Source organism: Bifidobacterium sp. M3-N-101, assembly GCF_023656805.1.
Taxonomy (GTDB): domain Bacteria; phylum Actinomycetota; class Actinomycetes; order Actinomycetales; family Bifidobacteriaceae; genus Bifidobacterium; species Bifidobacterium breve.
This window is the reverse complement of record NZ_JAMOKQ010000009.1, coordinates 137,092-148,964: the sequence shown is the minus strand read 5'-3', so window position 1 is coordinate 148,964 and position 11,873 is coordinate 137,092. Positions and strand designations below refer to the sequence as shown.

Sequence of the window (11,873 nt, the reverse complement as noted above, 5' to 3'; positions counted from 1 at the left end):
CGGCCCCGACCCCTCCAAGGAGACATGGCTCAGCGAGCAACGACTCCGACAACTACACACCCTCAAATAACCCGGAACGTTAAGCCGGGAAACCACATGGGACACGGCCAGCCACCAAGACCCTGAACCGTTCCCCGGCTTAACAACAAACCCGGCTTAATCGCTGTGGTGGATAAGACCATCCGCGCCGCCGCGGGACGCGGCCCATGAGATCGTCTGCTCCAACGCCTGCAACGGCAGCTCCTGCGTGTTCATGGTCATGGCGCACGCCCATCCCACGATCCGACGGGCGTACACGTCGGCGGCGAACGCCGTGTAGCCGAACGAGCCGTTGGCCATGCGCACGTGGGTGATGTCGGCCACGTGCAGGCGGTTCGGCGCACAAGCCTCGAACCTCCCGTCCACCGGATCCGGCCTGCCGCCCGTGCCCTTGGCGGGTTTCGTCGTCACCGGGGTTTTGCCGCGGCGCACGCCCCGGATGCCAAGCTCGCGCATGATGTTCATCACCTGGTCGCGGCCGACCTCGGCCGGATCCCGGCCCTGGGCGACCAGCTGCGCGTGCATCTTCCCGTAACCGTACACGGCCATGAAGAAATCCGAATGGATCTGGAGGATGTCGCGGGCCAGCGCCCCATGCCCCGCCCGCATGCGGCTGACGGGACGCGTTCTGAACATGCGGCAGCCGCGCGGCGTGAGAAACCCGCAGTCCAACGATTCGAAAAGGACCCCGCAGATCGGCCCGACCTTGAAACGGCTTTCATGCCCGTCGACGTACGCGGCCATCAACGCCGTGTCGGGTCGAGCCTGGCCGCGAAAAAAGCCGACGCCGTCGTCAAAATCTCGTTCGCCCGACGCAATTCCGCGTTCTCGGCCCGCAGCTTCTTCAGCTCCGCCATCGCGTCCTCGGCCGACTGCCTCGTCTCCTCCGCGACCGTCGCGTCCGACTGGTTGCGCCAACGCCGCAGCGATTCCGGCGCTATCCCCGGATCCTTCGCCACCGCGGAGATCGCGTTCGTCTCCGACGAATACGAGGAACGCGATTCCGCCAGCAGCCTGACCGCCTTCGCCTTGAACTCCGGCGTATATCGAGTGCCCTTTGCCATGGTTCCATCATCTCCCATCGAGTTAGAGGAAATGCGGAACAAAAATCAGTTCATATCAGTGAGAACCATGCGGCTCCCGGAACACTGCTGAAGTCGGCTGCGCCCATGCTGACGGCAACCAGTGTGCCGACGAGAAGTGCGATGATCACGGAGAACATGTGGAGAATGCCACTGTTGCGCAGCTTGTACTGGAGGACCATGCATACGAGCAGCACAATGAATGTGACACAGCCGCTCAAAGCGTTAGCGGTCAGATTGCCTTTGGTGCTGAACACTCCAGTGACCGCGGTAGGCACCAGGGTGAGGCCGACGATGAGGATGATGATGCCACCAATGAACGGTGGGATGGCGCGGCTGATGAACTTGGAGAACAGTTTGCTCATGCCCAGTAGGATGATGATGATCGCACCCGGGATGAGGCTACCAATCATTGTGGGAATGCCCATGGTCGCGCCGATCATACACAGTGCGGCGAGAGGCACATAGGACGGGCCTTGCACGATTGGATAACGCATGAACAGTCCGCTTTGCAGGAGTGTGGCGATACCGCAGGCGAAGAAGCTCATCTGCAGGAAGTAGGACAGGTCGCCTCCTGCCAGGCCGATGGCGCCACCCAGGATGAGTGGCATGATGTACAGGTCCATGGACAGGACGTGCTGGAGTCCGAAGACGATGGACTTGCCGACTGGAATCTTGTCGTCGATGCCCGCTACGAGTTGCGGCGTTTCTTCCTTACTCATGATAGTTTTCCTTCCAAATTCAACGTGATGTGTGAGGTTCGTCAACTGGCGTGGTGGCGAGGGACGTTCCAGATTGGAACGGGGTGAGGTTAGAGCTCAGGCGTCAACCTGAGATTTGAGTTTGGTTAGCTCCGCGTTGATCGCGTCGGACAGGTCACGTTCGTCGATACCGCAGGCGAATTTGCCGTCATGGTAGACGATCTTGCCGTTGACGATGGTTGTGGAAATGTTTTCCGGCGTGGACGAGTACACGGTCGTCGCGTAAGGATCATGCATGGGCATGGAAGTGAGTTTGCGCGGGTCGAAGAGAATCAGGTCGGCTTTGCGACCCTTCTCCACGACTCCGAGAGTGTCTGGCATGCCGATGGCCTTGGCGCCACCGTTCGTGGCCATGCGGATGGTTTGCGGGGCGGTGATGCGGGCGGCGTCACGCGTGAACCCTTTCTGCACGAGCGCCGCGAACTTGATGCTCTCCAAATAGTTGGTGGTGTTATTGGAGGCCGCGCCATCGGTGCCGATCGACACGTTCACTCCCGCATCCAATGCTTCGCGGATCGGCGCCGCACCAGACCCCAGGTACATGTTGGAGACCGGATTGTAGCTGATGGAGACACCGTTATCGGCGAACCGTTTGATCTCGTCAGGGGTGAGGTTCACGCAGTGCACGCCGAGCATATGATCCGTGAGGAAGCCCATGTCGTCCAGCATTGGTATGATGTCTTGCCCGTAATGCTTCTGGCACATGTCGTCATCGACTTCGGTTTCGTCGATGTGCATCGCGTAGCGCACGTTCTCGGACTTGCAGTAGTCCAACATGGTACGGTATCCCTCTTTGGTGGTGGACCATGTCACGTCTGGACCGGTCCAGATGGAGAGCATGTCGCTACGGTCCGCGTAATCGTGGCGTAGGCGGCTGACTTCTTCCATGGCTTTGTCTGCCGGTTGGATGAAGCATGCGGGCATGCCGTAGTCTTCGCCGCAGTCCTGGAAGGTGCGGATGAACACGCTGCGGATCCCTGTGTCTTCCATGCCGGCGATGCACCCGTCGGCCAGCTCAGGATCCTGGTCAGTGTAGAAGAACTCGCAGAGCGTCGTGCAACCGCTTTTAATGGCTTCCATGCAGGTCAGTTGCGCGGCGAGACGATGCTGGTATGGAGTCATGTACTTGCCGTACGGTAGGGCGGAACGGTTCAGCCATTCGATGAGATGATGGTCCGCTCCCAGACCCTTGAGGAATGACTGAAAGATATGAGTATGAGTGTCGATGAACCCAGGGAACAGCACCTGACCCTCGGCGTCAATGACAGTATCCGCCTCCACTCCTGCGGGCACGGAACCTTCGTTCACAGAGGTGATGGTTTCTCCGTCGACGACGACATACCCGTGTTGGATGCGGGTCATGTTCGCGTCCATCGTGCAGATGTCCGCGTTCTTAATGATGAGATCGTGATGAGCCATAACATTTCCTTCCCTTGTGATCTGCTGTGATCCCACCCTGAAACGCAGGACGGAACCAATTCCGGCCCACGTTTTGGTTTAGAAGGAAAACGAGGAAAACTTTGTTTACTTATAGCTTTAACCATAAGGGGGCACATGTTACGGCGAGTTACAGAACATCGCACAAGTTATTACGATCCTGCCGAAACCGGTAACCACGAGGAAACAATGCACGGAGCCACTAAGTAGACATGAACCTGCTAGCAGGCATGTGCGATAGCGATCTCATCCCATCTGGTCGTGGCACACGACGACAACCTATTAAGCCGAGTCCGCCACTCACCACCGGTCTCCTCGTTCGTACGACCGTCACCGCGAATGTCACCCCAGCCGATACCCGCATGCATCGCGCCAAACTTACGGTTAATCTCTTCCAGCGCCTCCGACAATCCCTTATCGCATACCGGATCCAAACCATCTAACGTACAGTATCGATCCCGATCACCGTCAAACAAGCCTGTGTGGTGCAGACGCCGGCGACCGGTCATATGCAGACCGGCTTGCCTAACATCCTGACTTGTGTTGCGGGATTGTTGGCTGGTCTGGCTGTCGGGTTGCTTTCGCGCCGTCGGAGCAAGGTCTGAGCCTAGTTGCCATGCGAAAAGGGGTCCTTCCGATTGTCGGGAGGAACCCTTTTCGCATCTGGCCTAGTCGTGCACATTTGTGCGGAGCATCGTCCTTTGTTGGTCCGAATACGCCGTACATTGGAATTGACGATGAATCCGCGGCAATGCGGCCGGAGATGGGAGATGGTGATGATTGATGAGGAAACGCTTCGTCTGTTCGAAGCGAATACGGCATTCCGGCATGGCGGGGATGCGGAACGTCTCCGGCTTGAACATAAGCCTGAGGGCGTGGCTTCCGTTATGGACATCCCTTATGTCGGTGAGTCTGACCCATCACATGACGTTCTGCACAAGCTGGACGTCCATCGTCCCGCTGACATTCCGACGAAGAAATCGTTGCCGGTCATCGTGGATTTCCATGGCGGCGGTCTGTATCACGGGGACAAACGGAACACCACCTGTCGTGACATGCTGTTCGCCAAGCATGGGTTCGCGGTCGTCAACGCCAACTATCGGCTCGTACCCCAGGTATCGTTCCGTGATCAGCTTGCGGATGCGGTCCGCGCATTGGACTGGATTGCCAAGCATTGCGAGGAACACGGGTTCGACACGACGCGAGTATTCATTACCGGGGATTCCGCGGCCACGTTGCTTGACCTTTATCTGTGTGCTGTTCTCCATTCTCCGATCGTCGCCGCGCAACTGTGCGTCTCGCCCGGAACCAGTGGCCTGTGCATACGCGGCATTGCAGGAGTGAGCGGCATGTACCGTTTCGAAGGCGGCGCCCATGGCACAGCCATGGCCTATTACGGCAGCGGCTTCTTCCCCACGCCCAAGGATCGCATCGCCATCACCCCATACCTGGACATGGATCGTCTCGTCGTCGACGGGAACCTTCCTCCCATTCTCATGGTCTCCAGCGCCGAGGATTATCTCGCGGACAATACGCTGGAGTTCGCGCGTATCCTCCAATACCGTCATCATGACTACGAGGTGCGGGTCCTGCCCAGGGGTTTGTCGCATCCGTTGGACCATGATTTCAGTGTCAAGGAGACAGGCTTGCCCGACAACACGGAAGCGTTGGATGTCCTCAATGGCATCATCCGGTTCTTCCGCCGCTATTGTTGAGGGATGCTGTCTGTATATTCGCAGGGTTCTCGACGTTGGTTGGTGTTCGCCGGCTGTTGCGTCATGTCGTTCGTCGGTTCCGGTCTGATTGTCAATACGGCGGGACTGTACTTCGACGCACTCGGCCAGGACCTGGGCATCAGCCGTACGGCAGCGGCGTTCCCGGTGTCGGTGCGATTGATTGTGAGCGCGTTGGCGATGCTGCTGTTCGGACGCGTGTTCTCCCGTTTGAATCTGAGGGTGGCGTTGTCCGTTTGCGTCATCGTGTGTACGACGGCGTTCCTCGCCTGCGCATGGTTCGACAGTGCCTGGCAGTTCGACGCGGCTTTCGCCGTCATGGGTGCTTCCTATGTGGTTCCGGTGACGTTGGCGCCACCCGTGTTGCTGTCCATGTGGTTTCCGACACGGTTCGGCACGGTGATGGGCATCGCCGGATGCTTGTCCGGGTTGGGTGGGGCGGTGTTCAACCCGTTGGTGTCGCATATGATCACCGCCTATGGGTGGCGCACGGCATACGCCGCCACCGGTGTCACGGTCCTGTTGTTGTTGCTGCCTTTCGCGGCGACGGTCATGGAACGACCATCGCCACGCAATGCTCCCGATGTGCAGAAGAGCCAAACCAACATTCCTGATGCATCTTTGTCTGACAGTCAGAAGAAATATCGGCGTCATCTGGCGTTCGGGTTACTGCTTCTCTCCATGGTGTTGCTGCAGATCGCGTCCGGCATCAACCAGCATGTCCCAGCCCATGAGCTTGCCGTCGGCCTTACCTTGGGACAGGCGTCGATGGTGGTGTCTGCACGCATGATCGGCTCGGCCGTCGGCAAGAGCACGCTCGGTCTTTTGCTGGACGGACGGCGCCCGTCGCTAGTCATGGGCCTGTATTCCGTAATCGGGTGGATCGGCTGGATCGGAATATGGCTTGCCACGTCGGCGTCGATAGCCATGGGCGCAAGCCTGTGCGCAGGCGTAGGACAGGCGATTCTGCTCACCGCGTTGCCTTGGACGATACGGCAGGTGGCGGGGGAAGGTGATTATGCGCGGCCGTTGTCCGTGATCACGGCGACGGGACAGGCGACGGTGGCGATTGCCACGACGGTGCATGGGCTGATGTTCGATGCCACCGGTTCCTACTCATTGTCCTTGGCAGGGAACGTGGCGTGGTATCTGGTTGCGTCGGCGGCGTTGATCGCCGCTCTGCACCTATGTCGTTCAGGGCATGTCGAGCAGTAGCTCGGCCATGCCACAGTTCGTCGCCAGCCCGCTCATCAGATGACCGACAAGACAGGCATGCAAAGCCTTCGCGCGCCATAGCTCCCATACGATGCCGATCACCAAAGGGATTTCACGGAAACGGTCGAAATCCACGCTGATGGTCCGGTCACACAACGAAGTGCGCACATGTCGCCCCTGAGCGTCGATGTGATGCCCGCAGATGTGCCCCACCACGCCGTCGCGTTCCATCTGACGCGCGATGGCCGCGTCTTCGAACGAGTTGAAAATGCGACCGGAATGGCCTTCTCGGATGGCGCCTACGCCGACGATGGCCATGTCGGCACGGTTGCCCAGGGCGAGGGTGCTGGCGATCATGTCCTCTCCCCGCAATGCTTCTGCCATTTGTGCGGTTCTGACGACCATGGGAACGGGAAGAGTGGAGTATGGGCATCCGAGTTTCTCGGCGAGCATGCGGCAGATGTCCTGTGAGTCGGTCAGGGGATTGTTGGGGGACAGGGAGCCGAGCATTTGGGTGACATGGGCATGCGGGTAGTCGAGCACTGGCAGGGCGCGTACGGTCGATGCCATGGGTGTGCCGGTGGAGGTGAGGATCAGGGAATCGGGTTTCAGATTCTCCATGAGGAGGGCGGCGCCGCATTGGGGGACCAGCATCGAGTCGATGTCGTCGCCGTATGAGGCGGAGACGCGCACGCATTTCAGCCCGTATTTCTTCTTCAGTGCGTTTTCCATGGATACGAGTCGTTGCAAGGGGTGGCCTATGGAGATGTGGACCACGCCTTCCTCCCGTGCTTCGGTGAGCATGCGTGATACGGAGGATCGGGAGAATCCTACTTGTCTGGCTATCTGTGCCTGGTTGAGTCCGTCCTCGTAGTAGAGTTGCGCCACTTTGATGAGCGTTTCGATGTGCTGTCGCGTCTGCGTCGATGCGAGTGAGGTCATCAGGTCCTTGGACATATGTGCATGTTAGCGCGAATCGTGTTCCTGTGCTTCCGACGGCAATCCGCATGAACCCGCCCGTTGGATGCAGACGGACATTGAGGTGAAACGTTTTGGACGTGCACATTTGTGCAGCATGCCGCCGGAAAGCCAGTATTAACGCGGTTAACATCATGAGTACGCCGGTTCGAAGCGGAACGGCGACGCCCATGGGAGGGCGGAATTCCGAACACGCGCAACGCGCATGACAAGGAAAGAGGAGAGAAATGTCCAGAACCTGGCATTACATCAAAACCCACGTGTACGGGGCGGCGACCATACTCGCCGTGGCCCTGTGCATCATCGGCAGCTGCCTGGCGAACCTCGCACAAACCGACTTCGGCAAAGTCGACAAGGAAAACCTGATCATCGAATCATCCTCCGGTCACCGTCTGGGCATCAACATGCTCAAGCCCGACACCGCCACCGACAAGACACCCGCACCCACCATCGTGTTCTCGCATGGCGGCAACGGCATGAAGGAAAAGTGGGACAACTATCAGATCGAATGGGCGCGGCGTGGTTTCGTCGTCCTGTCCTTCGACCTGTACGGCATGGGTGACTCGGAGATCCTCAACAACACCGACTGGCTTGTCAACGGGCGCGGCCTGTACGACACCGTCAAGTATGCGACCACGCTTCCGTTCGTCGACAAGGACAAGATCGGCGTGTCCGGCCAATCCCGCGGCGGTAACACCATCCATGAGACCATCCTCCTTGACAACGAGGCCAAGACTCCGTTGATCAAGGCAATCCTGTACGTCAGTCGTGACGCCGTCTACAAGGACAACGAAACCCAGGCGTTCGGCTATGTGCCCGGCAAGACCACGTCCGCGCAGGCCGCGTCCAAGAACAATGGCGAATACTTCAACTATTACGGGAACCGTGACGTCGGCATCATCGCCGGCAAGTTCGACCAGTATTCCTTCAAGGAAACCGACAAGACGACCGGCAAGATGCTGCCTAACCCCGATTATCTCAAGCACAACAACGCCAAGTCGTTCCTCAACTTCGGCATCACGCCCGATGCCTCCACGCCGGACGGTGTGAGCGGCAAATGGTATACGAAGACCATCGACGGCAAGGAAGCGGCCCGCGTCATCTACATGGAGAATGGCTTCCACACTTCGCAGCTGTTCCAGCCCAGGTCCACCACGAACGCAGTCGAGTTCATGACCCGCGCGCTCAACGTGGACACCACGCTCAAGAGCACCAACCGCATCTACCCGCTGCGCATGATCGGAAGCACGATCGGCTTCCTCGGCATGTTCCTGTTCGTCGTGTTCTTTGCCCTGTGGCTCTCCCGCATGCCGTTGTTCCGCGGCACGTCCCGCGGCGAAGCCGTCATGCGAGTCGCCGCAGCCCATCCGGGCAGCAAACGCTGGGCTTGGGGCTGCCTCATCGTCACGACTCTGTTCGCGACCGTCAGCACTCTGTCGCTCTACTATCTGGGCGTCGACACGCACATCGGCTCGTTCTTCCGCCAGGGACAGCCGTTGTTCTCCGCCGCGATGCTTGCCATTTCGTCCGTGTTCACCGGTCTGGTGACGTTCGTCTGGTATCACTGCTTCGCCAAGAAGAACGGCATGGATCTTGATGAGATCGACATCAAGACCACGGTCTTCGACCTGTTCAAGACGATCGTGCTGGCGTTGACTGTCACCGGCGGAACCCTGCTGCTGGTGTGGGGCGCGCAGTACTTCTTCAAGACGAACTTTGCGTTCCTGTACTGGTGCATCGTCCCGTTCCCGGCCTACAAGATCATCGAGATGCTCAAGGTCCTGCCGATCTTCCTGATCGGCTATGTGATCTCGTCGATCTTCGTGAACTGCATGAACTACAACACGTCGTACGGCCGGAACAAGATCGTCAACATCCTGGTCCTCGCCGCCGTGACCGCCGCCGTGCCTGCACTGGTGTCCGGCGCCGGCTGGACGTGGTTCATGGTCACGGGTGTCAACGACATGTTCGGCGCCGCTTACACGCGCATCGTCGACAACCTGTTCCTGACGATCTTCCTTTTGTTCGTCACTCCGCTGACGGCGCGAGGCATCTACGCGAAGACCCGCAACCCGTATCTCGGCGGCATCGTCAACGCAATCCTGGCCATGGTCATCACCTGCGTCAACTCGCAGATTGTGTTCCCGGCATGATGTGACTTCGCGAATCCCGAATGATGGTTGTGGCACTGCCCAAGGGCGGTGCCACAACCGTTTCCTGTGCAATACAGAGTATGCCCCTCTGATGTTTAGCTTCCTTCCGGTACCTAACGAAAGGAAGCTTTCTTATGTTCTCAGTCCTGTAGATGGGATCATGATTCGTGCGAACAACTTATCCGCCATTCGGACTGCTGCATGGAAAGAGCCGCCATAGGCGAGCCCTTTGGCTTCTTAGGGGATGATAGAACGCATGGTCATGTGGCATCCAGGTCGGGATAATGGCGAGAAGCCATTTGCAGTTCCAGTCACGAAGGTGAATGAGTTCAGCCTGCTGTTCCAGTTCGACGGCCCGGAGTCGGAGATCCAGGAACGTGTGGCGGCCCAGACTCGGCTGCTCCGCCAAGGCAGGGGCTTGTACGAGCGCGGCGGCCTACGCAACTGGCATGAGATGGGCAACACGTGTCATGCGGACGTGGTCGATGGCGACAATCTGGTCGCATCCGTGGCCGTCAGGATGCAGGAACGGACGATCACCGGCATCGGTTGCACGTGTGCACAGGGCGAGGCACCGCGTTGCGTGCATGCGTGCGCCGTGTGCTTCCGCCTGTTCTACCGCAACCGGTATTCATCGAAGCTCAATGGCAAAATCGTCATCCCGTGCGAGGTGTCGGAAATGGTCGACCGTTGTGGCGCCAGGCGATTGGGCGCGTGGGTGTATGGCGAGGATGCCGCGCGGGAGACAGCACTCGGATTGGAGCACCTCATCGGCTTGGCTGAAGAGTACAGGTACCAGCGTTGGCTGGACGGCACGCATTTCGGAGAAATACTCGGCAACTGCATTCCCTCCGTCGAAGAGGAAATCGACATGGACACGGACCATTGGCCCGACCCCAAGGCGCCGGACCTGACCGCGGACCTGCCCCACGGATAGTTCACTCTGCTGGAGGCCATGTACGAGAAATCCCATGACTTCGAGAAGCTGGCACGGCTCTATGCCATCTACATCGCCCGGGGCAAGCTTGCCGAGGACGCGCGCTACGTGGACCGGCTGCGCTGGATGCTCTCGGAGACAGGACAAGACGACGAAATCGACGCCTTTCTGAAGGAACTGTTGCAGGAGATCCTCAACCAGCTCATGGCCAGGCCCCGGCTTTCCGATGGCGACGATAGGCATAACAACGCATACGAATGTCTGCTTCGCGAATACGGCACGCATGAGGCGATCCGCGCATATCTCGATGCCGTCGAGCAGATGGGTCACAAAGAGTGACCTTAAACGACAGTCGCCCGCCGACCGTGAACGGTGGCGGGCGACTGCGATGCAATGTCCCTTTGTCTAGGACTATCGCAGCTTATCACGCGGGGTCTATGCGTCCGAGGCCCCCGATGTCTATTTAGAGGTGCAACACCCCTGTTGGTCCTGCAATTCTAGCAGTTCGTCGGCGAATGCCTCGGCGGGCGTCCGGTAGCCCAGCACGCGCATGGGACGGTTGTCGGCCTCGTCGACGATCTCCCGCAGTCCCCCGGCCATGTCCATCCGGATCTCGCTGCGTTTGGGCAGATACCGGCGGATGATGCCGTTCCCGTTCTCGTTGCTTCCCCGCTGCCAGCTGGAGTACGGGTCGGCGAAGTACGTGTCCATGCCCAGCTCGTCGCGCAGGCGCGTGTGGCGGGCGAACCCGGTGCCGTTGTCGTGCGTGACGCCGACGCGCGCGCCGGCCGGCAGCGGGGAGGACATCGCCAGCTGCGCCCCGACGCTTTCCCCGGCGGTCTTGCCGGGCACGATCCCGGCCATGAGGAACCTGGTCTTCCTCTCGACCTCGGTGTGCAGGTTGCGTCCGGCGCCGATCACGCTGTCGGCCTCCCAATGGCCGAAACCGCTGCGGTCGCCGGCCTCCGGCGGACGCTCGGAGATGGGAGACCGTCCGGGAATCGGGAAACGCGACGTCCTCCCGCCGCCACGCCTGCGCCGCCTCCCGTGGCCGCGTGGAAGGCAGCGCGCCCAGCGTTCACGGCAATGGCGGTCGGCGTAGATCCAACGGTAGACGGTCTGCGGGCACACGCGCATGGCGGAGCCGTCGGGGAACAGGACGCGCAGCCCGCCGCCGATGATCGGCCACCCGCGCCCACAGGCGTTCGCATGACAGGCGGTAGCGCTTGCGCGGTTCGGCGCGCCTGCGGCCGGCCTTGCGCCGGGCGGGGCCGGCGATGTAGTATCCGCCCGTCCACGGGCCCGTCTTCAGCCGTTTCGGCCGGTACGGCCGTCAGGACTCGTTCTCGTTGGACGGGAACCACGTGTCGCGTTCGATCTCCCTGCCGACCGTCGAGACGTTGCGACCGAGCATCAGACCGATCCTGCGGATGCTGATGCCGTTGCCGATCTCGATCCGGATGACCCGGCGTTCCTCTTCCGACAGGTGCGAATATACTTCTCCCATAGGTGCAACATCCCTTCGGACTGGTTATCCG

At 59.8% G+C, this 11,873-nt stretch carries 9 protein-coding genes and 2 pseudogenes; 5 read left to right on the top strand and 6 right to left on the bottom strand.

Going from position 1 to position 11,873, the window contains the following annotated elements:
• Positions 1 to 159: 159 nt before the first annotated feature.
• The 4 genes and pseudogenes from NBH12_RS08855 to NBH12_RS11015 form a co-directional block, all read right to left on the bottom strand.
• A pseudogene (locus NBH12_RS08855) lies at positions 160 to 1,103 on the bottom strand (IS3 family transposase); the annotation flags it as partial.
• A 50-nt stretch (positions 1,104 to 1,153) separates the two neighbouring features.
• The gene (locus NBH12_RS08850) at positions 1,154 to 1,843 is read right to left on the bottom strand and encodes a solute carrier family 23 protein (RefSeq protein ID WP_016463224.1); all 690 of its coding nucleotides are present in this window, start codon (positions 1,841 to 1,843) and stop codon (positions 1,154 to 1,156) included.
• 96 nt (positions 1,844 to 1,939) lie between these two features.
• A complete protein-coding gene (locus NBH12_RS08845; protein WP_016463223.1) occupies positions 1,940 to 3,301 on the bottom strand; it encodes an amidohydrolase family protein in 1,362 nt (453 codons plus the stop codon).
• 239 nt (positions 3,302 to 3,540) lie between these two features.
• Positions 3,541 to 3,828, bottom strand: a complete 288-nt coding sequence (locus NBH12_RS11015) for a DUF4113 domain-containing protein (RefSeq protein WP_080649279.1) — start codon at positions 3,826 to 3,828, stop codon at positions 3,541 to 3,543.
• Positions 3,829 to 4,095: 267 nt separating this feature from the next.
• Between NBH12_RS11015 and NBH12_RS08840 the strand changes: the two genes are divergently transcribed.
• Positions 4,096 to 5,034, top strand: coding sequence for an alpha/beta hydrolase (locus tag NBH12_RS08840; protein ID WP_032734845.1), 939 nt, complete (start codon positions 4,096 to 4,098; stop codon positions 5,032 to 5,034).
• Between the two features lie 63 nt (positions 5,035 to 5,097).
• Positions 5,098 to 6,267 carry an MFS transporter gene (locus NBH12_RS08835; protein WP_051129436.1) on the top strand — a complete coding sequence of 390 codons (1,170 nt, stop codon included), beginning with the start codon at positions 5,098 to 5,100 and terminating at the stop codon, positions 6,265 to 6,267.
• Here the strand turns inward: NBH12_RS08835 and NBH12_RS08830 are convergent.
• Entirely contained in the window at positions 6,247 to 7,224 is a 978-nt protein-coding gene (locus NBH12_RS08830) for a sugar-binding transcriptional regulator (protein ID WP_032734822.1), read from the bottom strand. The two genes, NBH12_RS08835 and NBH12_RS08830, sit on opposite strands and share 21 nt — an antisense overlap.
• A gap of 248 nt (positions 7,225 to 7,472) precedes the next feature.
• On the opposite strand from NBH12_RS08830, the gene NBH12_RS08825 reads away from it, so the two are divergent.
• The 3 genes from NBH12_RS08825 (at position 7,473) to NBH12_RS08815 (ending at position 10,674) form a co-directional block, all read left to right on the top strand.
• Positions 7,473 to 9,398, top strand: a complete 1,926-nt coding sequence (locus NBH12_RS08825) for an alpha/beta hydrolase (RefSeq protein ID WP_016463219.1) — start codon at positions 7,473 to 7,475, stop codon at positions 9,396 to 9,398.
• Positions 9,399 to 9,717: 319 nt separating this feature from the next.
• Positions 9,718 to 10,335 carry a hypothetical protein gene (locus NBH12_RS08820; RefSeq protein ID WP_141671914.1) on the top strand — a complete coding sequence of 206 codons (618 nt, stop codon included), beginning with the start codon at positions 9,718 to 9,720 and terminating at the stop codon, positions 10,333 to 10,335.
• 18 nt (positions 10,336 to 10,353) lie between these two features.
• A complete protein-coding gene (locus NBH12_RS08815) occupies positions 10,354 to 10,674 on the top strand; it encodes a hypothetical protein (RefSeq protein ID WP_016463217.1) in 321 nt (106 codons plus the stop codon).
• A 120-nt stretch (positions 10,675 to 10,794) separates the two neighbouring features.
• Here the strand turns inward: NBH12_RS08815 and NBH12_RS11160 are convergent.
• A pseudogene (locus NBH12_RS11160) lies at positions 10,795 to 11,842 on the bottom strand (IS30 family transposase).
• Positions 11,843 to 11,873 lie beyond the last annotated feature (31 nt).